Source organism: Methylobacterium sp. R2-1 (assembly GCF_014191355.1).
Taxonomy (GTDB): Bacteria; Pseudomonadota; Alphaproteobacteria; order Rhizobiales; family Beijerinckiaceae; genus Methylobacterium.
This window is the reverse complement of sequence record NZ_JACHWM010000007.1, coordinates 1-19,880: the sequence shown is the minus strand read 5'-3', so window position 1 is coordinate 19,880 and position 19,880 is coordinate 1. Positions and strand designations below refer to the sequence as shown.

Genomic DNA, 19,880 nt, shown 5'->3' with positions numbered 1-19,880 from the left:
TGACGCCGAACCGCGGAGGGTCCGGCGCCAAGCGTGCCGCAGCGATCAAGGGGCGATCAGTACTTGCGCACCAGCGGGGCCGGGGCGACGGCGGCGGGGGCGTCCCACTGGTAGCGGAACCCGACCGAGACGACGTCGGCGCTGACGTCGGTCGAGGCTGCGAGCGGGATGTTGCCGATGTTGTAGTCGCGGCCGGGCCCAGCCAGGAGGAGGCCGCGGTCGAAGAAGGCGTGAGCGTAGCTGGCCGTCAGCAGCACCTTCTCGCTCCAGCGATAGCTGCCGCCGATCGAGACGACGTAGCGGTCGCTGTCGGGCAGGCGCGCCGAGCGGTTCGAGACGTCGATCGGCACATTGTCGTAGCCGAAGCCGGCCCGGAGGGTCAGGTTCGGCGACCAGTCGTACTCGGCACCGATCGAGTAGAAGAACGAGTCCTTGAAGTTGAGCGGCAGGTGGTTGACCGTCACGCCGAGCGCCTTCGAGACGATGCCGACGTCGCCGAGTCTCGACCAGTTGTCCCACTCGAAGCCGAGATTGATCCGGGTGACCGGGTTGATCGCCTGGGTCAGGCCGACGCTGACCTTCTCGGGTGTGTTGAGGTTGGCCCGCACCTGCCCCAGGGCGATGGCCTGCCGCGGATCGGGGAAGCCGATCGAGCCCTCGATGTCGTGGTGGACCGAGGAGCGATAGCCGACGCCGATCACCGTGCCGGCGGCGGGAGTGACCAGGACACCGGCGGTGAAGCCCACGCCCCAGGACTCGCCCTTGAGGAAGCCCGACGGGTAGAGGCCCGGGAAGACCCCGGGCACCGGGACCGCCTGGCGCAGGGTCAGGCGGAAATACTCGATGCTCGGGCCGGCGGCGACGGACAGCCAGTCGTTGACCTTGAATCCGACCACCGGGTTGAAGGCCAGCGAGAAGATCCGCGAGGAACGGGCATAGACCGAGCCCGCCCAATCCTGGCGCGGCTTGGTGACGAGGCCGTAGGGCGCGCCGGTCTGGATGCCGACCCAGAGCCGGTCGGTGAGCTGGTAGGAGGTTGCGCCCGAAGGCACCACGGCGCCCTGGCCGACCTCGCCGGAAGAGCCGAACGGCAGCAAGCCCGGCGCGGTCCCCACCGTCGGCGTGATCTCGCCCGAGAGATTGATGAAGCTCAGGCTCTGCTCGCTGGCGAAGCCCGGCCGCATCGTCACGGTCGCCGGGTTCCAGAAAATCGACGAGACGCCCGCCCCGCCCGACGCCGCGCCCGCGAAGGCGACGCCCAACCCCTGTGCACTCTGCTCGCGCAGGCCGAAGGCACCGGCCTGCGCCGCCGTCGCGCCCGCCACCGAAGCGGCCGCGACAGCGCCCGCGAGCCCGAGCGCGCGGATCGTCCCCCCAGTCATTCTTGTTCTCCGAAGCGTTCTTGCAGACCCAAGTCGCACGGACGACCGAAGAGGATCGGAGGCATTCGGTCCAGAGGCGGAAACCCGAAAATAGAATTATATATCAATTGAGGAATTTATGTCACGGAACCGAGGCGACCCTGCGCCTGTATGAACGACACAGCCCCGAGACACGGTCTGACGCGGTCTCAAGGCGCGGCTTGCACCCTGGACCGGTCGCGGCCATGGTCTCGCGCCTCTGGGCGAGCCTCAAGCAGGACGGAGTCGCTGACGATGAAGTTGATCCGGCACGGAGCGAGCGGTGACGAGAAGCCGGGCCTCGTGGACGCGAAGGGGGGCTTGCGCGACCTGTCGGGAACCTTGCGCGACATCGCGGGGCCGGGCCTCTCGCGGGAATCGCTCGATCGGCTCGCGCGGATCGATCCCGAAAGCCTGCCGCTTCTGCCGCCCGGCACCCGTCTCGGCCCTTGCGTCGGGGGCACCCGCAACTTCGTGGCGATCGGCCTGAACTACGCCGACCACGCCGCCGAGACAGGAGCCGCGATCCCGGCCGAGCCGATTATCTTCAACAAGGCGCCCTCCTGCATCGTCGGCCCCAATGACACGGTGATCCTGCCCAAAGCCTCGGCCAAGACCGACTGGGAGGTGGAGCTCGCCGTGGTGATCGGCGCCCGCGCCTCGTACGTCCACGCCAACGAGGCCCTGCGCTACGTGGCGGGCGTGTGCATCTGCAACGACCTGTCCGAGCGCGAATTCCAGATGGAGCGCGGCGGCACCTGGACCAAGGGCAAGGGCTGCCCGACCTTCGGCCCGCTCGGCCCCTGGCTCGTCACCCTCGACGAGATCCCGGACCTCAAGAACCTCTCGATGAGCCTCGACCTCAACGGCCAGCGGATGCAGACGGGCTCGACGGCGACGATGATCTTCGACGTCGCCCAGCTCGTGGCCTACGTCTCGCACTTCATGATGCTGGAGCCCGGCGACGTCATCACCACCGGCACGCCCCCGGGCGTCGGCCTCGGCATGAAGCCGCCGCGCTACCTCAAGAGCGACGACGAGATGGTGCTGCGCATCGACGGCCTCGGCGAGCAGCGCCAGCGGGTCGTGGCCTTCGACGACTGGACCGCGAAGGTCGCGGCTGGCGAGCCGACGAACTGACGGACGGCCCGGCCACTCGGATGACCGCCTCCCCGCAGAACCCGTCCGATGCGGCGGGTCGGGGTGCCTTTCTGATCTCCTCGGCGAGGCGAGCCGGTCACCGACGCAGCGGGGCCATCGCGCGGTTCTGCTCCGAGAGGATGCGGCCGATCACGCCGTCGCAGTTCAGGGTTCGTCCGACGCACTCGGCCGACAGGTGGATCTTCACCTGTCCGTCCTCCTGCACGACCCTTCGGCAGATATAGGCGGCCGGCTGATCACCGCTGGGCTTGACCAGCGTCCAGATCATCAGCCGCTTCGGGTCTTGGATCTCCACGAACGAAGCGGTTTCACGCGTCACCTCCGTCCCCGGGTCGGCCTTGATGGCCGCTGCCATGGCGGCAAAGGGCAGGACCTCACGTTCGCACAGCTGCTTGGCCATCGCAGGCACCGGGCGAAGTGCCACGACAGCCGCCGATAAGAAGAGAGCCGCCGATAGGAACGGTCTGCCGGACAAGCGCATCGCGAAGCCTCGTGGATGACGGGCATCGAATAAGCGGCACGCCTTGTAGCTGCAAGACCGGTCAAGCTTCGGTCCGTCGAGAGGCCGTTCGTTCGGCCACAGCGAAGGTCGGCCGAGCTTCCCTCACGTAGCCGCCTCATCCCGGATGCGAACCCGGCCGATCAAACGGCCCTCCTACGGCAAGGCTTGATTTTTCCCGCGCCTTCGCTCTCAAAGAAGCGCATGAGCGATACCGTGGTCTCCCTCGCCTCCTCTTCGGCGCCCGACGCCGTCCGGCAAGATATCCGGCATGATTGGACCCTGGCCGAGATCCAGGCGATCCACGACATGCCGCTGCTCGACCTCGTGCACCGGGCGGGCGTCGTGCACCGGGCGCACAACGACCCCGCGGACATCCAGCGGGCGGCTTTGCTCTCGATCAAGACCGGCGGCTGCCCCGAGGATTGCGCCTACTGCCCGCAATCGGCCCACCACAAGGGCGCCAACCTCCCCCGCGAGCGACTGATGCCGGTCGAGGCCGTGCTAAAGGAGGCGGCCGCCGCCAAGGCCAACGGCGCGCACCGCTTCTGCATGGGCGCGGCGTGGCGCAGGCCCAAGGACGGGCCGGACTTCGACGCGGTGCTGGAAATGGTGCGCGGCGTGCGCGGCCTCGGCATGGAGGCCTGCGTCACGCTCGGCATGCTGACCCAGAGCCAAGCGCAGCGCCTCGCGGAGGCCGGGCTCACCTCCTACAACCACAACCTCGACACCGGCCCGGAATTCTACGGCGACATCATCTCGACTCGCACCTACGACGATCGGCTCCAGACCCTGGAGCATGTGCGCGAGGCTGGGATCGGCGTCTGCTGCGGCGGCATCGTGGGCATGGGCGAGCGCGTGCGCGACCGGGCCGAGATGCTGCTCGTGCTCGCCAACCACGCCCCTCACCCGGAGAGCGTGCCGATCAACGCGCTGGTCGCCGTCGAGGGTACGCCGCTGGAGGACCGACCGCCGATCGATCCGCTCGACCTCGTGCGGATGTGCGCCACCGCCCGCATCGTCATGCCGAAGGCCCGTGTGCGCCTCAGCGCCGGGCGCAAGAGCCTGACCCGTGAGGCGCAGATCCTGTGCTTCCTGGCCGGCGCCAACTCGATCTTCTACGGCGAGCGCCTGCTCACCACCGCCAACAACGAGGCCGACGCCGACGCCGAGCTGCTGCGCGACATCGGCGTGCCGGTGCCCGAGGTGACGCTCGCCGCCGCAGAGTAGACCGGAGGGGCGGCGCGCTCCTCTGCCTTGACTTCACCCGCCTCCCGTGAATGGTGCCGGCTCCTTTTCAAGAGCCCGCCATGCACCGTTACCGTTCCCATACCTGCGGGGCGCTCCGCCCGTCCGATGTCGGGCAGACCGTCCGCCTGTCCGGCTGGTGCCACCGCATCCGCGACCACGGCGGCGTGCTCTTCATCGACCTGCGCGACCATTACGGCCTGACGCAGTGCGTGGTCGATTCCGACTCCAAGGCGTTCAAGGCCGCCGAGACCGCGCGCTCCGAGTGGGTGATCCGCATCGATGGCCGTGTGCGCACGCGCCCTGCCGGCACCGAGAACGCCGAGCTGCCGACCGGCGCGGTCGAGGTCTATATCGACGACCTCGAGGTGCTGGGTCCGGCCGGCGAACTGCCGCTGCCCGTCTTCGGCGACCAGGAATACCCGGAGGAGACCCGGCTCAAGTATCGCTTCCTCGATCTGCGCCGGGAGAAGCTGCACGCCAACATCATGAAGCGCGGCGCAATCGTCGATAGCCTGCGCCGCCGCATGCGCGAGGGCGGTTTTTTCGAATTTCAGACGCCGATTCTGACCGCGTCAAGCCCCGAGGGCGCGCGCGACTACCTCGTGCCGTCCCGCGTCCACCCCGGAAAGTTCTACGCGCTGCCGCAGGCGCCGCAGCAGTTCAAGCAGCTCACGATGATCGCGGGCTTCGACCGCTACTTCCAGATCGCGCCCTGTTTCCGCGACGAGGATGCCCGCGCCGACCGCTCCCCGGGCGAGTTCTACCAGCTCGACATCGAGATGAGCTTCGTCACGCAGGAGGACGTGTTCCAGGCGGTCGAGCCGGTGCTGCGCGGCGTATTCGAGGAGTTCGCGAACGGCAAGCGCGTGACGAAAGAATTCCCGCGCATCACCTACGCCGACGCGATGCTGAAATACGGCGTCGACAAGCCGGACCTGCGCAACCCGCTGATCATCGCCGACGTCACGGACGAGTTCGCCGACGACGCGGTCGAGTTCAAGGCGTTCAAGGGCGTCATCAAGTCGGGCGGCGTGGTGCGCGCCATCCCTGCAACCGGGGCAGCGGGCCAGCCGCGCTCGTTCTTCGACAAGCTCAACGACTGGGCCCGCTCGGAAGGCGCGCCGGGGCTCGGCTACATCGTGTTCGAGGAAGAGGGCGGGGCGCTCACCGGCAAGGGCCCGATCGCCAAGTTCATCCCGGCCGCGATCCAGGCGCGGATCGCTGAGAAGGCCGGGGCCAAGCCAGGCGACGCGGTGTTCTTCGCCGCCGGCGCCGAGGCGAAGGCGGCTGCGCTCGCGGGCAAGGCGCGCATCCGCATCGGTGACGAACTGAAGCTCTCCGACACGGACCAGTTCGCCTTCTGCTGGGTCGTCGACTTCCCGATGTACGAGTGGAACGAGGAGGAGAAGCGGATCGACTTCTCCCACAACCCGTTCTCGATGCCGAACTATGATCGCGAGGATTTCCTCGCGCTCGGCGACGGAGATTCGGAAAAAATCCTCGGGATCAAGGCGTTCCAGTACGACATCGTCTGCAACGGCATCGAGCTGTCCTCGGGCGCGATCCGGAACCACCGCCCCGACGTGATGGAGAAGGCGTTCGCCATCGCCGGCTACGGGCGGGACGTGCTGGAGGAGAAGTTCGGCGGCATGCTGAACGCGCTTCGCCTCGGCGCCCCGCCGCACGGTGGCATTGCGCCGGGTGTCGACCGCATCGTCATGCTGCTGTGCGAGGAGCCGAACATCCGTGAGGTCGTGCTGTTCCCGATGAACCAGCGCGCCGAGGACCTGATGATGGGCGCGCCCGCCGAGGCGACGGCCAAGCAGCTCCGCGAGCTGCACATCCGCCTCAACCTGCCCGAGAAGAAGGGCTGATCCTGATCCGGAAGCGCCTTGCGCCCGTTGGCACCACCGTCCTCGCGAGCGACAGCGAAGCGATCCGGGGGCGCGGCCTCTCCGGATGAGGCGGCGCGCCGGATCGCTTCGGCTTCGCCGCGCGATGACGGAGAGCGGGTCATGCTCGCCGAGCGGAAGGCCTTGAGCGAAAGCGGCATGGGCGAGACGGACCACGCCTCGCCCGCAAGGCGGAGAGGGGCTGCCCGCTACGGCCCGCGGACGGCCGCATGTCGCTGACCGCCATCGTCGTCAGCCACGACAGCGCGGACGCCCTGCCCGCCTGCCTCGCGGCGCTCGCGCGCGAGACCATCCCGGCGATCGTGGTCGACAATGCCAGCCGCGACGGCTCGGTGGCCGTGGCCGAGGCTCACGGCACGCGGGTGATCGTGAACCCGCGCAACGAGGGCTATGGCCGCGCCAACAACATCGGCGTGCGCGCCGCCGACGGGGCCCGGCACGTCCTCATCCTCAACCCCGATCTCGTGCTGCAACCCGGCGCTACCGCGGCCCTCCTCGCGGCAGCGCAGGCATGGCCCGATGCCGGGCTCCTGGCACCGCGCATCCACGAGCCGGACGGGCGCTTCTTCTACCAGCCGCGCTCGCTGCTGGCGCCCTACCTCACCAATCCGAAGGGCCGGCTGACCCTGCCCGAGGGCGATGCCTGCGCCCCGTTCCTGTCGGGTGCCTGCCTGATGATCGAGCGGGCGCTCTTCCTCGAACTCGGCGGCTTCGACGACAACATCTTCCTGTTCTACGAGGATGACGACCTCTGCCGCCGGGTGGCCGATGCGGGGCGCGCGCTCGTCCACGTCCACGGCGCGGTGGCCCTGCACGGGCGAGGGCGCTCCTCGGCCCCGGCGCCGGGCCGGGTTTTTCGCACGCGCTGGCATCAGGCGTGGTCGCGGGCCTACGTTTCGAGGAAGTACGGCCTGCCTGATCCGAGCCCCGGCATGTTGGCGACGAACGCGCCGAAGGCAGCGCTCGCCGCCCTCGCCTTCCGGCGCTCGGGGCTTGAGCGCTACGGCGGCTCGGCGGCGGGCGCGCTCGCCGCCCTGCGGGGGCAGAGCGCATTGGCTCGCGAAGGGTTGGCACCGTGAGAGGCGTCCTGTCCGGCCCCACCATCGCGGAGGCGCTGGCGCGCCCGCACAACGCCTTCTCCGGCCTGCGCTTGGCGCTGGCCCTGATGGTGGTGGTCAGCCACGCCTTCAGCGTCGTCTCCGGCAACGCGCTCGACGAGCCGCTGGCCCGCACCACCGGCTTCTCGCTGGGCGAGCACGCGGTGAACGGCTTCTTCGCCGTCTCGGGCTTTCTCGTCACCATGAGCTACGACCGGCGCGGCTGGCGCGACTACGTCATCGCCCGGACCTTGCGCATCCTGCCGGGACTCGTCGCCGCGACTCTGGCGGTCTCGCTGCTGCTCGGCGGCGCCCTCACCCGACTGCCGCTTGGCGAGTACTACGCCTCGCCGGAACTGTGGCGCTTCGTGCGCGGTACACTCCTGTCCTTCAAGAGCAACGCCAGCCTGCCCGGCCTCTTCGAGGCAAACCCCTTCCGCAGCCCGCTCGGCACGGTCTGGACCCTGAAATACGAGACGATCTGCTACGTCGGCGTCCTCACCATCGGGCTGTGCGGGCTGTTGCGGCGTCGCTGGGCGGTGCCGGCGCTCACCGTCTCCCTGGCGCTGAGCCTGGGCCTTCTCGAAGCGGTCCGGCCCGAGATGTCCAAGGGCACCGAGACAGCTCTGCGCCTGCCGCTGATCTTCGCCGCCGGGGCTTGCCTCTACCTGTGGCGCGATTCCATCCGCCTCACGCCCTGGCCGCTGCTCGTGCTGGCGGCGGGCCTCCTCTTGCAGGGCCACGCTCCCGCGCGGACGCTGCTCTTCCTCGGCGAGAGCTACGCGGTAATCTGGCTCGCCTTCCTGGCCCCGCTCGCCCGCCCGGCCCTCGACCCACCGGCCGACCTCTCCTACGGGGTCTATCTCTACGGCTGGCCGATCCAGCAGAGCCTGCACGCGCTGTTCCCCACCGTCTCGGCCGTCGCGCTGCTGCCCCCCGCGCTCGGGCTTGCCGGCCTCGCCGCGGCGCTCTCCTGGTACGCCGTCGAGAAGCCGGCCCTGCGCGTGAAGGCGCGGGCGCTCGGGAGGCGAACGCTGGGCACCATCGAGCCTGCCGCCCCCTGACGCAGCCCCTGCGCAGCCCCTGACGCAGGATTGATCCCCGCCGCGGCCTGGAGCGTTTCCCGCTCCAAGGGGGGCATGGATGCGGCCGCCGGGATGGGGGCGTCAGGCCGCCGCCGTGGTGAGCGGATTCCCTCGCCCTACCTACCCGTGTCGGCCGCGCTTCCAGCGGCCGTCTCCCATCGGCACAGGCAGAGCGAAAGCCTCCTCATGAAGGTCGTCGTGGATCTCAACCGCTGCCAAGCCTACGCGCAGTGCCTCTACGCCGCGCCGGGCCACTTCGCCCTGCACGGGCGCGAGGCACTGGTCTACGACCCCTCCCCCGACGACGGCGCGCGCGGCGAGATGGAGCGCGCCGTCCACGCCTGCCCGGTGCGGGCGATCACCGCCTACCCCGACGACACCACCGCCGGAGAGGCGGCGTGACGCGAGCCCCCGAGCGCATCGTCGTCGTCGGCGCCTCGCTGGCGGGCCTCGCCGCGGCGCACGCCTTACGCGAGGGGGGCTTTTTCGGCTCCCTCACCCTGGTCGGCGACGAGACCCACGCACCCTACGACCGGCCGCCGCTCTCCAAGCAGGTGCTGCGCGGGCTCTATTCCGCCGACACCACCCTGCCCCGCCATCCCGATCTGCGCGCAACATTCCGCCTCGGCCAGCCAGCGACCCGGCTCGACCTGTCGGAACGCGCCGTCGAACTCGGCGACGGCAGCCGCCTGCCCTACGACCGCCTGCTGATCGCCACCGGCACCCGGGCGCGGCCCTGGCCCAACCCCGAGGAAGCGGCCCTTGCTGGCGTCTTCACCCTGCGCGGCCGGGACGACGCGCAGCGGCTCGGCGCGCGGCTCCGGGGGCGGCCGCGCCGCGTCGTCCTCGTCGGCGGCGGCTTCATCGGCTTCGAGGTCGCCTCGACCTGTCGCGATCTCGACATTCCCGTCACGCTCTTGGTGCGCGATGCCGTGCCGCTCGCAGCCACCCTCGGGCCCCGCCTCGGCGGCCTGATCGGCGAGGTCGCCCGCGAGCGGGGTGTCGACCTGCGCGTCGAATCCGAAATCGAGCAAATGGAGGCGGAGAACGGGCGTCTCCTCGCCGTGACACTGAAGGACGGCGAGCGGATCGAGACCGACTGCCTCGTCGCGGCGATCGGCACCCTGCGCAACGTCGAATGGCTCGACGGCTCCGGCTTGCAGGCCGATGCCAAGGGCCTGCGCTGCGATGCCTTCTGCCGCGCCCTGCTCCACGACGGCAGCGTCGCCGAGGGCGTGTTCGCGGCCGGCGACGTGGCGCGCTGGCCGAACCCGCACGACGACGACGCGCTGGTGGCGGTCGAGCACTGGGGCAACGCCCGGGCGCAAGCGGAGACCGCCGCAGGCAACATGCTGGCGGGCGACGCCTCGGCGATGCGCCGCCACGACCACCTGCCCGATTTCTGGTCGCAGCAATTCGGCCTGACGATCAAGCTCGTCGGCTTGGCGGACAGCGCCGACAGCTTCGCCGTGATGCACGGCTCGTTTGAAGAGCGCCGGCTCGTGGCCGCCTTCGGCAAGGATGGCCGCACCGTCGCCGCCGCCTCGATCGACAGCGCCCGTTGGCTGCCCGCCTACAAGGCCGCGATCCGCGAGCGCGTGCCCTTCCCGCCGATCGAGGACGCCGTCGATCAGCCTCACATCCGTGTGCAGGAGCCATAGTCCCGTGAGCGGAAGCATGCTGTTCGAACAGATCCTCGATCCTGCCAACCGGGCGAACCCCTACCCGCTCTACGCGGAGATGCGGAAGGTACCGGTGGCGCGGCAGGAGGACGGCACCTACGTCGTCAGCACGCATGCCGAGCTGGCGCGGCTGATTTCCGATCCGCGGATCAGCTCGGACGACCTTCCCGACCCCCAAAAGTTTCGTTGGACCGGGCACCCCGTGACCGACCTTCTGGTCCGGCCGGTGCGCGCCGAGATCCGCAAGCGTCACCGCCCGTTCATCTTCCGCGATCCGCCCGACCACGACCGCCTGCGCGGGCAGGTGATGCACTGCTTCACCCCGGAGCGCGTGCGCGGCATGCGCGCGAAGACCCAACGAATTACCGACGACCTGATCGGTAAGATGCGAGGCAAGTCCCGCATCGATCTCGTCGACGACTTCTCCTATCCGCTCCCCGTCACGGTGATCTGCGAGCTACTCGGCGTGCCGCCCGAGGACGAGGCGCAGTTCCACGGCTGGGCGACGCAGCTCGCGACCGCACTCGAGCCCAACCAGCGCGGCGACGAGGAAACGAGGGCCAAGAACGAGGTCTGCTTCAACGAGATCGCCGACTATCTCCAGGGGCTGATCAAGGACAAACGCAAGGACCCGCAGGAGGACATCCTCTCAGACCTCGCCAACGACCGGGACGGAATGAACGATTTCGATCTCGTCGCCACCGCGGTGCTGCTGCTGGTGGCGGGCCACGAGACCACGGTGAACCTGATCACCAACGGCATGCTGACGCTACTGCGCTTCCCCGAGCATGGGGAGCGCCTGCGCGCCGATCCGGAGATCGCACCGCGGCTGATCGAGGAATTGCTGCGCTACGAGCCGCCGGTCCATTACCGCACCCGGCTCGCGCTCGCCGACATCCCAGTCGCCGGAATCACCATCCCGAAGGACGCGCCGGTGATCTTCCTGCTCGCGGCGGCCAACCGTGATCCGGCCCGCTTCATCGATCCCGACCGCTTCGATCCCGACCGGCCCGACAACCGCCATCTCGGCTTCGGCGGTGGGCTGCACTACTGCGTCGGCGCGCCGCTGGCGCGGATCGAGGCGGAGGTGGCGTTGGTCAGCCTCGTGCGGCGGCTGAAGGGCGTGTCCCTGACCGAGGACCCGCCGCCCTACCGGCCCGGTGCTTCGCTGCGCGGGCCACGGCATCTGAGGCTGGCGCTGAACGGCGCGGCGGAGGGATAAAACCCCTTTCCCGTCACTGCGAGCGGAGCGAAGCAGTCCAGGGCACTGCCCTATCCGGTCAGGTCGCGCCGCTGGATTGCTTCGTCTTCGCCTCGCAAGGCCGAAGAGAGGCGCGAACCAAAAGAAAAGCGCCCGGCCTCTCGGCCGGGCGCTCTCCCGAACGTGCCTGCGGACGCGTCTTACGCGGTCAGCACCGTGGAGGGCTCGACCTTCACGCCCGGGCCCATCGTCGAGGTGACGGCGATGCGCTGGATGTAGGTGCCCTTGGCGCCGGCGGGTTTCGCCTTGGCGACCGCGTCGGCGAAGGCCTTGATGTTCTCGACGAGCTTCTGCTCGTCGAAGGACACCTTGCCGACGCCGGCGTGGATGATGCCGGCCTTCTCGACGCGGAACTCGACGGCGCCGCCCTTGGCGGCGGCGACCGCGCCCTTCACGTCCATGGTGACGGTGCCGACCTTCGGGTTCGGCATCAGGCCGCGCGGGCCCAGCACCTTACCGAGACGACCGACCAGCGGCATCAGGTCCGGGGTCGCGATGCAGCGATCGAACTCGATCTTGCCACCCTGGACGATCTCGAGGAGATCCTCGGCGCCGACGATATCGGCACCGGCCGCCTTGGCGTCGTCCGCCTTGGCGCCGCGGGCGAAGACCGCCACGCGCACCGTCCGGCCGGAGCCGTTCGGCAGGTTGCAGACGCCACGGACCATCTGGTCGGCGTGGCGCGGATCGACGCCGAGATTCATCGAGATCTCGACGGTCTCGTCGAACTTGGCCGAAGCCTTCGACTTCACCAGCTTGATCGCCTCGTCGATGGTGTAGAGCTTGGTCGGCTCCAGACCCTCGCGGGCGGCGCGGATGCGCTTTCCTTCGCGTGCCATATCGCCCTCCCTTACGCGACGACTTCGAGGCCCATGGCTCGCGCGGAGCCACGGATCATCGCGACCGCCGCATCGACGGAGTCGCAGTTGAGGTCGGGCATCTTCTTCTCGGCGATCTCGCGAAGCTGGGCTTCGGTGATCTTGCCGACGGTCGCACCCTTGCCGGGGGTCTTCGAGCCGGAGGCCGGCTTCTTGCCGATCTTCAGGCCGACGGCCTTCTTCAGGAAGAAGGTGACCGGGGGCTGCTTCATCTCGAAGGTGAAGGAGCGATCCTGATACGCGGTGATGATCACCGGGATCGGGGTGCCCTTCTCCATCTGCGCGGTCTTCGCGTTGAAGGCCTTGCAGAATTCCATGATGTTGAGGCCGCGCTGACCGAGCGCGGGACCGATCGGCGGCGACGGGTTGGCGGCGCCGGCCGGGACCTGAAGCTTCACGTAGCCCGTGATCTTCTTCGCCATGGGACTGCTCCCAAGAATTGCGCGTCGCCGCGCTGCCGAGGCACGGACGGACGGGCGGTTGCAGGTCGCGGTGCGATCCGTGGATCCCGGAGGCGAAGCCGGGCGAATCTCCCGCGGGGTTGTGGCGGTGCTCTCACGAAAGCATCGCCGTCTCCAGGCCGCGGCAGGGCCGCTGGCCGGGAAAATCGGGGATCAGCTAGTCAGTGCTGACTTATCGCAAAATGCAAAAAAGTCAGACCTTCTCGACCTGCCCGTATTCGAGCTCGACCGGGGTGGCGCGACCGAAGATCGACACCGCCACCTTGAGGCGCGAGCGGGCGTCGTCGATTTCCTCGACGGTGCCGTTGAAGGAGGCGAAGGGACCGTCGGAGACGCGCACCGTCTCGCCGATCTCGAAGGAGACCGTGTGCTTCGGGCGGTCCACGCCCTCCTGCACCTGCCCCTTGATGCGCTCGGCCTCGGCGTCCGGAATCGGCACGGGCTTGGCCTTGTCAGCGCCGAGGAAGCCGGTGACCTTCGGGGTGTTCTTGATGAGGTGGTAGACCTCGTCCGTCAGGTCGCACTTCACTAGCACGTAGCCGGGGAAGAACTTGCGCTCCGCATCGACCTTGCGGCCGCGGCGCACCTCGGTGACCTTCTCTGTCGGCACCATGACCTCGTCGAACAGCTCGGTCAGCCCGCGCTGGGCCGCCTGATCCTTGATGGACTGGGCGACCTTGTTCTCGAAGTTCGAGTAGGCGTGGACGATGTACCAGCGCTTCGACACGGGTCTTCTCAACTCCTCGGCGGCTTGGAACGCCTGAAACGACTTTAAGCGCCGATCCCGAGGATCAGGCTGACGGCGAAGCGCAGCACCTGGTCGACGGCGACGAAGAACAGGCTCGCGACCACCACCATGATGAACACCATCATGGTGGTGACAGTGGTTTCCTTGCGGGTCGGCCACGTGACCTTACGGGCCTCGTCGCGCACCTGCCCCAGGAACTCCGCCGGGCCGACGCGCTTCGGCGCGGGGCGCGCCGGCGGGATCGCGCGCTGGGGCGATGCGGGCGCCGCGCCGCGATTGGGTCCGCGCGCCGCGTCGGCTTTCTTGGTTGCTTCGTTCGATGCCATGGCGCAACTGAAACCGGACAGGGCTCCGGGAACCGCCGATCACGGTGCGAGGACGAAGCGTCCCACACCGACAGTATCTGAGGATCTCGGAATGCGCCCGCTCTAGCGCAAGTGATCAGGCTTGTCGATGGGGAGGGAAAGGACCGCAGCGGGCAGGAGGCTGGGTCGGGTGCGGTGAGCGCCGTGGCAGGAGTGGAGGGACTCGAACCCCCAACCCCCGGTTTTGGAGACCGGTGCTCTGACCAGTTGAGCTACACTCCTACGGCGCGCGCGGCGCGGCTCGCGTCATGCCGCAAGCGGGGACTCAACGCAAGGGCGGAACGTGCGTGCGCCCGAACACTACCCGTCTTCCCCTTCGTTCGATTCGAATTCTCCATCCGCGAACGGATAGGCCGCCTCGACGAGATAGGGACCGCCGCCGCGCGAGGTGCGGGCCGAGAACAGAGCGGCGCGGCGCGCCCTGAAGGTGAGGCGCGGGAACACGCCCGCCTGCGTGAGGGTGCGCGCCACAGCCTCCGGCGCAGCCTCGCGGTTGAGGCGGGCGAGCGTCACGTGCGGGGTGAACTTGCGCCGCTCTGGCGCGGCGCCGGCCCGGCGGGCGATGCGCTCGTGCTCCTCCTGCAACTCGGTCAGGTCCGGGCTCGGCACGACGGAGGCGTAGAGGGCCCGCGGCCGGTCGCCGCCGAAGCTCGCCAAGCCGTCGAGCGTCACGGTGAAGGCCGGGCGCGCCCGCGCCTCACTCAGGCCCGCGTCGAGATCGGCGGCGACGACCTCGTCGACCTCGCCGAGAAAGCGCAGGGTGATGTGGTAGTCCGACGGCTCGATCCAGCGCGCGCCGGGCAGGCCGCCGCGGAAGAACGACAGCCGCTCGGCGATGTCCGGCGGGATCTCCAGCCCGGTGAACAGACGCGGCATCGCTAAGGCCCCTTCTTCTCCAGGCTTTTCACGAAGGTCTCGACACTCGGCAGGATGCCCTCGACGACCCGCTCGACCCCCTTGGCGGTCGGGTGCAGCCCGTCATCCAGGGTGTTGGCGCGCTGGCCCGCCACGCCGTCGAGGAAGAACGGGTAGAGTACGAGGCCATGCGCACGGGCGAGGTCGGGATAGATCGCGTCGAAGCGGGCGCGGAACTCCGTACCGAGATTGGGCGCAGCCAGCATGCCGGCGAGCAGCACCGGGATGCCCCGCTCCTTCAGCCGCAGGATGATCGCCTCCAGCGCCTTGCGGGTCACCGCCGGGTCGGTGCCGCGCAGCATGTCGTTGGCGCCGAGTTCGAGGATCACCCCCTGCGTTCCCTCGGGCACCGACCAGTCGAGCCGGTCGAGCCCGCCGGTGCTGGTGTCGCCCGACACGCCGGCATTGGCGATCTCGACCCGATACCCCTTCGCCTTCAGCGCCCGTTCCAGCACCGCGGGGAAGGCGGCATCGGCGGGAAGGCGGTAGCCCGCGGTGAGGCTGTCGCCCAGGGCCACGAGCTTGAGGGGTGTCGGCTCGGCCCGCGCGGCGCCGGGCAGCAGGCTCGCGGCGCCGACGAGCGTGGCTGCGGCGAAGAGGAGCATCAGCGCGACCCTGCGCCGAGGGCGGCGCGGCCCCACATCGGGTCCGTCCGCCTCGCGCCGGGCGCCCAAGCGTGACACAAGCCTGCCGGGTCCGGCTTCCGCCTCGTTCGCGTGGTGCAAGACCGTGTCCTTTCGCTCGAAGAAGCCCGCGTGGCTCCCAAGTCGCTCACCAAGATCGGTCGGTGCCTGATGTCGAACAAGGCCGTCTCCCTTTCGCAGATCGAGCTGAGCCTCGGCCGCGGCCCCGCGCGGGTGCATGTCCTGCGCGGCATCTCGCTCGATGTCGAGCGCGGCGAGGCGGTTGGGCTCGTCGGTCCTTCGGGCTCGGGCAAATCCACCCTGCTCACCGTGATGGCCGGACTGGAGCGGCCCGATACCGGCCGCGTCATCATCGCCGACACCGATCTCGGGGGGCTCGACGAGGACGGCCTCGCGCGCTTCCGCGGCCGCAACATCGGCATCGTGTTCCAGGCCTTCCACCTCGTGCCGACCATGACCGCGCAGGAGAACGTGGCACTGCCCCTCGAACTCGCCGGTGCGCCCGACCCGCACGGGCGGGCGGCGGCGGAACTGGAGGCGGTGGGGCTCGGCCACCGTCTGCGCCACTATCCGGCGCAGCTCTCCGGCGGCGAGCAGCAGCGGGTGGCGATCGCCCGCGCGCTCGCGCCCGATCCGGCGATCCTGGTCGCCGACGAACCGACCGGTAACCTCGACGAGGCGACGGGGCGGCAGATCGTGGAGCTGCTGTTCGGATTGAAGCGCGACCGCGGCGCGACCCTGGTTCTGGTGACGCACGATCCGGGTCTTGCCCGGCTGTGCGACCGTACAGTGCGCCTGCGCGCCGGCCGGGTCGAGGTGCCGGCCAAGGCCCTAGGGGCCTGAAAACCCAAGAGACCTGAAAACCAGGGAACTTGAACACAACGCCTTTCGGTGCCGTGCGGGCGCAGAAAGGCAAGGCTTTGTCGAATGTTGAAACCGTCTGTTCGCGCGCCGCCTCAGGCGGCGCAGCCAGGCGCCGAAAAACTCAGGCGTTCAGGGGAGCGCCGATCCGGGCGCGGAGCTGGGCCCGCAGATTCTGGTTGGCGGCGCTACGGTCGGCATCGAGCGCCCACATCAGACGCAGGAGCCGGCTGATCGGAAGCGCCCGGTCCTCGATGGCCTCGGCGACCTGCTGCTGGAGAGATTTCGAGGTCGTCATGAACGTCTCGGCCGTGGTCTGCATGAGTCGCCATCCGGAAGCGGGCTCGCCCCCCGCGGGGCGGGCTCTTAAACGGTTCCAAATCGCATGGCCATAGGTTTGCCGGCTCGCAGTTAGCGTTTCCTGAGAGGGTGCAGGCCGTCCCTCACAGCTTTTTGACGCCGGCTCATCCCCGGTGAGCGATCAGGCGAGAGGCGAGCGCGCGTAACCGTCGAGCAAATCCTGCGGATCGCGATAGATCGCGACGCAGCCGGCCGCCGAAAGTTCGGCCTCGGGAAAGCCGCCGCACAGGACGCCGATCGTCGAAAGCCCAGCGCTTGCAGCGGCTTGCGCGTCGTACGGCGTATCGCCGATCACCATCACTGCCGGCTTCGAGAGGCCGGGGAGCTTGCCCAGCACCGCCTCGAAGATGTCGGGATGAGGCTTGGATCGGTCGGCATCGTCGGAGGTCGTGACCAGATCGACAAGATCGGTGATGCCGAGGATCTTCTGATAGTTCTCGACCTCGTCCGCCTTGCCGGAGGAGGCAAGGGCGACGATCTGGCCTGCATCGCGCACATGGCTGAGCAAGGCCTTCACCGCGGGGAACGGCTTGGCCTGCGAAAGGTAGACCCGCTTGAACAGATCGGAGCGGTAGGATTCGATCGCTTCGCCCTCGCGGGCCAGCCGCTCCTCGTCCACGAAGACCGGAAGGAGCTGGTCGCCGCCCTTGCCGATCTGGCGGCGGACCTCGGCCTCCTTCGTATGGATCCCGAAATGCGCAAAGGCTTCGACCCAGGCACGGGCGTGCAGGTCGACGCTGTCGAGCAGCGTGCCGTCGATGTCGAACACGACGGCCTTGATGCGGGCGCTCATTGGAACGACCCGTCGTCAGCGCGGGAAGAGGTGAAGTCCGTCATCCGGCAGCAGGTTGCGGGCCGGCCCACCGGTCTGCTGACCGCGGCCCTGCTGGTAGTAGGGCAGTTCGGGGCGACGGTCGTTGTCACTGCCCGAGTCGTATTCCCAGGGCGCATTCCACGGGGCCCGGCCGCTCACCGCCGGCATGGCGGGACCGGCGTAGAAGGACTCATTCGTCCGCATCGGACCCGCGGCGGCGGCCGAGGCCAGCATCGTGCCGAGGAGGACGGCAGCGGCCCCTCGTCCCATCAGCGCGCGCATCGCTTGTCCTTCCTCGATCCTCGGATCAGCCTGGGAACGCCCCGCTCGCGGAGCGCGAAAGGAAACGGCCGAGTCAGACCCACGTTCCCTCGCCCTTGTCCGCCCTCGCCTTGCCTGTCCTCGCCCCGACTTTTTGGGGCCCCTTCAAAAAGCGAAGCCCGCCGTCCCCGGAGGACGGCGGGCTCTCGAACCGCGCTCCTGATCAGTGAGGCGGCTCAGTGGAGGACGACAGCCTCGGCTCCGGCACCGGTCTTGGCCCGGCTGGCGGCCGGCTTGGCCTTGGACGCCGCCTTGGGCGCAGCCTTCACTGCCTTTGCGGCGGGCTTCTCGGCGGCCTTAGTGACGACCTTGGCAGGAGCCTTGACCGAAGCCTTGACCTTGACGGACCGGGCGACCCCCGCCAGCACCTCGGCGGGCGCCTTCTCCGCGGCCTTGGCCCGGCTGGCGCGGGGCTTGGCGACCTTGGCCGCAGCAACCGTTTCCGCCTCGACCGTCACCGCGGTCGTGGCGCGGTGCAGCTCGGCCTCGGCCTGCAGCCAATGGGCCTCGGCCCGGCCGAACACGCGGCCCTCACCTTCCCAGATGTAGTAGGCGCGCTCGCGCACGCTGTTCTCGCACAGCACCATGAAGCTCTCCCGAGATCGTCCGACGTGAGTTCGAACGATGGAAGTTCATGGTTAAGAGTCGGTTAATCGCGTTTCGCACCGCGGGAGAGGCGGCGGTGGTTCGCCCGCACCTTGCGGCGATAGCCGGCCACCACCGTGCCGTGGGAGGCCCCCGTGGCGAGCTGCATCGCCGCCTCACCGGCCGCGAAAACCTTCTCGCTCACCATGCGCTGCGCCTCCGCCTGCGCGGCGCTGCCGCCGGCCGCCAGCTTGGCCATCCGCAGGGCGATCACCGACTGTGCCTCGAAGGCGAGCAGGGTCGTGTCGAGGCCGAGCTTCCACCACGTCGCGAACATCGAACCTGCCTTCTTCGCCTTCACGCAGCATCATCCCGAAACGGCTATGGCCGGGCCTCGGAACGACGGACACACACAAGATCGAGAGCCCTCCCGGCCGCGGCCGCGCCGGGCGGGAGGACACCGATGCTCAGTCGAAGCTGCGGCCCTTGGCGGCGGAGCCGCCGAGGCTGATCTTGACCTTCTTCGGCTGAGCCGCCTGAGCCGATCGACCGCGCCCGGCCGGCACTTCGACCGCCGGCGCTGCCTCGGCGGGTTTCAGCCGGGACTGGCCGTAGATCACCGAGCCGATCTCGCCCACTGCCCGGATCAGGTCGTCGCGCTCGCAGGCGCGGGCCACCTTCAGGCCGAGTTGGTGCATATGGCTCTTGCCGTAGAGGTAGGCGGCGAGCTTGGCTCGTGTCAGCGCCGGAATCGTCTCGAGGAGGTAGGGCAGGTCGTAGTCGTCGGCGCGATACACCTCGCCGAGGAGTTCGAGGGAGACGGGGCATTCCGGATCGACGGTCGCGCCGGTGGTCGGGTGGGCCTGGGTCATGGGTCACCTGCTGGCGGTGCAAAGGGCGATGGAGAAGGCGACGAAAGCGGCGAAGGCATGTCGGAGGCCCGAGCTTCCGCCACCGAGGACGGCATGAACGCCTGCAGGGCAGAACGTCCGGCGAGGCATCCGGTGCAGACTGACGCGATCGCGATCCGGGCGCGCCGGTTGCTGCGCTCCCAGGCGGATTCTCCGCGCGCGGGTCCCGCGGCAAGCGGACCGCCCGTCGGCCCGGAGGCCGCAGTGCCGTCGAGCCGGGCGTCCGGGTTGGCGCGGATGCGCAGGTAGAGCGGCTCCTGCGCCCGGACGGCGGGGATCGAACCGCAGAGAATCCCGATCAGCGCCGCTGCGAGGAACGCGCGCCGCCTCGGACGCGCCGAGGCTGTCCACCGCGCGGCGCGTCCTGCCGTACGGTCCGATCTCATGTCGGTTGTCATGCGGATGCGCGGGTCTCGCCGTGGCGGTTGCGGGCGCCGGTCCCCGCGTCGGGGCGTCCGGGCCACGCAGGATCGGGCGGGATGGTCAACAAGACCTTAACCGCAGCATCCGCCGGAGGCGAGGCATCCCACGCGAAAAAGCCCGGCATGAGGCCGGGCTTTTCCGAGGAAGTTCGGCGATCCGGTGAGGGATCGCCGAGGCTCCAGATCTTAGTACGAGCCGAACTTGTAGTTCAGGCCGGCGCGGACGACGGCGAACTCGGTCTCGCG

At 69.2% G+C, this 19,880-nt stretch carries 24 protein-coding genes and 1 tRNA gene; 10 read left to right on the top strand and 15 right to left on the bottom strand.

Features of this window, described 5'->3' with window-relative positions; translation table 11 throughout:
• Positions 1-56 precede the first annotated feature (56 nt).
• The gene (locus FHU13_RS11485) at positions 57-1,382 is read right to left on the bottom strand and encodes an OmpP1/FadL family transporter (RefSeq protein ID WP_183435982.1); all 1,326 of its coding nucleotides are present in this window, start codon (positions 1,380-1,382) and stop codon (positions 57-59) included.
• A gap of 273 nt (positions 1,383-1,655) precedes the next feature.
• On the opposite strand from FHU13_RS11485, the gene FHU13_RS11480 reads away from it, so the two are divergent.
• The gene (locus FHU13_RS11480) at positions 1,656-2,540 is read left to right on the top strand and encodes a fumarylacetoacetate hydrolase family protein (protein ID WP_183435981.1); all 885 of its coding nucleotides are present in this window, start codon (positions 1,656-1,658) and stop codon (positions 2,538-2,540) included.
• A 97-nt stretch (positions 2,541-2,637) separates the two neighbouring features.
• On the opposite strand, the gene FHU13_RS11475 is transcribed toward FHU13_RS11480, so the two are convergent.
• Complete coding sequence (locus FHU13_RS11475) at positions 2,638-2,961, bottom strand: hypothetical protein (protein WP_246714621.1); 324 nt, start codon at positions 2,959-2,961, stop codon at positions 2,638-2,640.
• A 303-nt stretch (positions 2,962-3,264) separates the two neighbouring features.
• Here FHU13_RS11475 and bioB point away from each other — a divergent pair, with 303 nt between their 5' ends.
• The 7 genes from bioB (at position 3,265) to FHU13_RS11440 (ending at position 11,310) form a co-directional block, all read left to right on the top strand.
• Complete coding sequence (bioB, locus tag FHU13_RS11470; protein WP_183435979.1) at positions 3,265-4,290, top strand: biotin synthase BioB; 1,026 nt, start codon at positions 3,265-3,267, stop codon at positions 4,288-4,290.
• A gap of 80 nt (positions 4,291-4,370) precedes the next feature.
• Complete coding sequence (gene aspS / locus FHU13_RS11465) at positions 4,371-6,185, top strand: aspartate--tRNA ligase (RefSeq protein WP_183435978.1); 1,815 nt, start codon at positions 4,371-4,373, stop codon at positions 6,183-6,185.
• Between the two features lie 248 nt (positions 6,186-6,433).
• The gene (locus tag FHU13_RS11460) at positions 6,434-7,303 is read left to right on the top strand and encodes a glycosyltransferase family 2 protein (RefSeq protein WP_183435977.1); all 870 of its coding nucleotides are present in this window, start codon (positions 6,434-6,436) and stop codon (positions 7,301-7,303) included.
• The gene (locus FHU13_RS11455) at positions 7,300-8,385 is read left to right on the top strand and encodes an acyltransferase (RefSeq protein ID WP_183435976.1); all 1,086 of its coding nucleotides are present in this window, start codon (positions 7,300-7,302) and stop codon (positions 8,383-8,385) included. Before FHU13_RS11460 ends, FHU13_RS11455 begins: the two co-directional genes overlap by 4 nt.
• Before the next feature lie 207 nt (positions 8,386-8,592).
• On the top strand, positions 8,593-8,808 hold the full coding sequence (locus tag FHU13_RS11450; RefSeq protein WP_183435975.1) for a ferredoxin: 216 nt from the start codon (positions 8,593-8,595) through the stop codon (positions 8,806-8,808).
• Complete coding sequence (locus FHU13_RS11445) at positions 8,805-10,067, top strand: NAD(P)/FAD-dependent oxidoreductase (RefSeq protein WP_183435974.1); 1,263 nt, start codon at positions 8,805-8,807, stop codon at positions 10,065-10,067. Before FHU13_RS11450 ends, FHU13_RS11445 begins: the two co-directional genes overlap by 4 nt.
• A 4-nt stretch (positions 10,068-10,071) precedes the next feature.
• The gene (locus FHU13_RS11440) at positions 10,072-11,310 is read left to right on the top strand and encodes a cytochrome P450 (protein ID WP_183435973.1); all 1,239 of its coding nucleotides are present in this window, start codon (positions 10,072-10,074) and stop codon (positions 11,308-11,310) included.
• 179 nt (positions 11,311-11,489) lie between these two features.
• Here the strand turns inward: FHU13_RS11440 and rplA are convergent, their stop codons facing one another.
• The 7 genes from rplA to FHU13_RS11405 form a co-directional block, all read right to left on the bottom strand.
• Positions 11,490-12,188 (bottom strand): 50S ribosomal protein L1, encoded by a 699-nt coding sequence (gene rplA / locus FHU13_RS11435; RefSeq protein ID WP_183435972.1) that lies wholly within the window; start codon positions 12,186-12,188, stop codon positions 11,490-11,492.
• An 11-nt stretch (positions 12,189-12,199) separates the two neighbouring features.
• Positions 12,200-12,649, bottom strand: coding sequence for a 50S ribosomal protein L11 (rplK, locus tag FHU13_RS11430; protein ID WP_183435971.1), 450 nt, complete (start codon positions 12,647-12,649; stop codon positions 12,200-12,202).
• 232 nt (positions 12,650-12,881) lie between these two features.
• On the bottom strand, positions 12,882-13,415 hold the full coding sequence (nusG, locus tag FHU13_RS11425) for a transcription termination/antitermination protein NusG (protein WP_003597503.1): 534 nt from the start codon (positions 13,413-13,415) through the stop codon (positions 12,882-12,884).
• Positions 13,416-13,459: 44 nt separating this feature from the next.
• Positions 13,460-13,762, bottom strand: coding sequence for a preprotein translocase subunit SecE (gene secE / locus FHU13_RS11420; protein WP_183435970.1), 303 nt, complete (start codon positions 13,760-13,762; stop codon positions 13,460-13,462).
• Positions 13,763-13,946: 184 nt separating this feature from the next.
• Positions 13,947-14,023: transfer RNA gene (locus tag FHU13_RS11415), tRNA-Trp, on the bottom strand.
• A 78-nt stretch (positions 14,024-14,101) separates the two neighbouring features.
• A complete protein-coding gene (gene thpR / locus FHU13_RS11410) occupies positions 14,102-14,677 on the bottom strand; it encodes an RNA 2',3'-cyclic phosphodiesterase (protein WP_183435969.1) in 576 nt (191 codons plus the stop codon).
• A gap of 2 nt (positions 14,678-14,679) precedes the next feature.
• On the bottom strand, positions 14,680-15,321 hold the full coding sequence (locus FHU13_RS11405) for an arylesterase (protein WP_183436203.1): 642 nt from the start codon (positions 15,319-15,321) through the stop codon (positions 14,680-14,682).
• A 189-nt stretch (positions 15,322-15,510) separates the two neighbouring features.
• Between FHU13_RS11405 and FHU13_RS11400 the strand changes: the two genes are divergently transcribed.
• Positions 15,511-16,203: an ABC transporter ATP-binding protein gene (locus tag FHU13_RS11400; protein WP_183436202.1), complete on the top strand. Its 693-nt coding sequence runs from the start codon at positions 15,511-15,513 to the stop codon at positions 16,201-16,203.
• Positions 16,204-16,345: 142 nt separating this feature from the next.
• On the opposite strand, the gene FHU13_RS11395 is transcribed toward FHU13_RS11400, so the two are convergent.
• From FHU13_RS11395 to FHU13_RS11370, 6 genes are all read right to left on the bottom strand, one after another.
• Complete coding sequence (locus FHU13_RS11395) at positions 16,346-16,543, bottom strand: hypothetical protein (protein ID WP_183435968.1); 198 nt, start codon at positions 16,541-16,543, stop codon at positions 16,346-16,348.
• Positions 16,544-16,702: 159 nt separating this feature from the next.
• Positions 16,703-17,374: an HAD family hydrolase gene (locus FHU13_RS11390; RefSeq protein WP_183435967.1), complete on the bottom strand. Its 672-nt coding sequence runs from the start codon at positions 17,372-17,374 to the stop codon at positions 16,703-16,705.
• A 15-nt stretch (positions 17,375-17,389) separates the two neighbouring features.
• Entirely contained in the window at positions 17,390-17,677 is a 288-nt protein-coding gene (locus FHU13_RS11385; RefSeq protein WP_183435966.1) for a hypothetical protein, read from the bottom strand.
• 215 nt (positions 17,678-17,892) lie between these two features.
• Positions 17,893-18,303, bottom strand: a complete 411-nt coding sequence (locus FHU13_RS11380) for a DUF2934 domain-containing protein (RefSeq protein ID WP_183435965.1) — start codon at positions 18,301-18,303, stop codon at positions 17,893-17,895.
• Between the two features lie 62 nt (positions 18,304-18,365).
• The gene (locus tag FHU13_RS11375; protein ID WP_183436201.1) at positions 18,366-18,638 is read right to left on the bottom strand and encodes a hypothetical protein; all 273 of its coding nucleotides are present in this window, start codon (positions 18,636-18,638) and stop codon (positions 18,366-18,368) included.
• A 130-nt stretch (positions 18,639-18,768) separates the two neighbouring features.
• Positions 18,769-19,173: a hypothetical protein gene (locus tag FHU13_RS11370; protein ID WP_183435964.1), complete on the bottom strand. Its 405-nt coding sequence runs from the start codon at positions 19,171-19,173 to the stop codon at positions 18,769-18,771.
• Between the two features lie 518 nt (positions 19,174-19,691).
• On the opposite strand from FHU13_RS11370, the gene FHU13_RS27370 reads away from it, so the two are divergent.
• Positions 19,692-19,880: hypothetical protein (locus tag FHU13_RS27370; protein ID WP_210287591.1), on the top strand; the 189-nt coding region annotated here is incomplete at its 3' end.

Bases quoted from the DNA above. Each gene is read 5' to 3' on its own strand.
- thpR (WP_183435969.1), bottom strand. From the start codon at position 14,677: ATGCCGCGTCTGTTCACCGGGCTGGAGATCCCGCCGGACATCGCCGAG.
- FHU13_RS11450 (WP_183435975.1), top strand. From the start codon at position 8,593: ATGAAGGTCGTCGTGGATCTCAACCGCTGCCAAGCCTACGCGCAGTGC.
- bioB (WP_183435979.1), top strand. From the start codon at position 3,265: ATGAGCGATACCGTGGTCTCCCTCGCCTCCTCTTCGGCGCCCGACGCC.
- FHU13_RS11375 (WP_183436201.1), bottom strand. From the start codon at position 18,638: ATGTTCGCGACGTGGTGGAAGCTCGGCCTCGACACGACCCTGCTCGCC.
- FHU13_RS11380 (WP_183435965.1), bottom strand. From the start codon at position 18,303: ATGGTGCTGTGCGAGAACAGCGTGCGCGAGCGCGCCTACTACATCTGG.
- secE (WP_183435970.1), bottom strand. From the start codon at position 13,762: ATGGCATCGAACGAAGCAACCAAGAAAGCCGACGCGGCGCGCGGACCC.
- FHU13_RS11385 (WP_183435966.1), bottom strand. From the start codon at position 17,677: ATGCGCGCGCTGATGGGACGAGGGGCCGCTGCCGTCCTCCTCGGCACG.
- FHU13_RS11395 (WP_183435968.1), bottom strand. From the start codon at position 16,543: ATGCAGACCACGGCCGAGACGTTCATGACGACCTCGAAATCTCTCCAG.
- aspS (WP_183435978.1), top strand. From the start codon at position 4,371: ATGCACCGTTACCGTTCCCATACCTGCGGGGCGCTCCGCCCGTCCGAT.
- FHU13_RS11370 (WP_183435964.1), bottom strand. From the start codon at position 19,173: ATGACCCAGGCCCACCCGACCACCGGCGCGACCGTCGATCCGGAATGC.
- FHU13_RS11475 (WP_246714621.1), bottom strand. From the start codon at position 2,961: ATGGCCAAGCAGCTGTGCGAACGTGAGGTCCTGCCCTTTGCCGCCATG.
- rplK (WP_183435971.1), bottom strand. From the start codon at position 12,649: ATGGCGAAGAAGATCACGGGCTACGTGAAGCTTCAGGTCCCGGCCGGC.
- FHU13_RS11405 (WP_183436203.1), bottom strand. From the start codon at position 15,321: ATGCTCCTCTTCGCCGCAGCCACGCTCGTCGGCGCCGCGAGCCTGCTG.
- FHU13_RS11390 (WP_183435967.1), bottom strand. From the start codon at position 17,374: ATGAGCGCCCGCATCAAGGCCGTCGTGTTCGACATCGACGGCACGCTG.
- rplA (WP_183435972.1), bottom strand. From the start codon at position 12,188: ATGGCACGCGAAGGAAAGCGCATCCGCGCCGCCCGCGAGGGTCTGGAG.
- FHU13_RS11400 (WP_183436202.1), top strand. From the start codon at position 15,511: ATGTCGAACAAGGCCGTCTCCCTTTCGCAGATCGAGCTGAGCCTCGGC.
- FHU13_RS11485 (WP_183435982.1), bottom strand. From the start codon at position 1,382: ATGACTGGGGGGACGATCCGCGCGCTCGGGCTCGCGGGCGCTGTCGCG.
- FHU13_RS11460 (WP_183435977.1), top strand. From the start codon at position 6,434: ATGTCGCTGACCGCCATCGTCGTCAGCCACGACAGCGCGGACGCCCTG.
- FHU13_RS11480 (WP_183435981.1), top strand. From the start codon at position 1,656: ATGAAGTTGATCCGGCACGGAGCGAGCGGTGACGAGAAGCCGGGCCTC.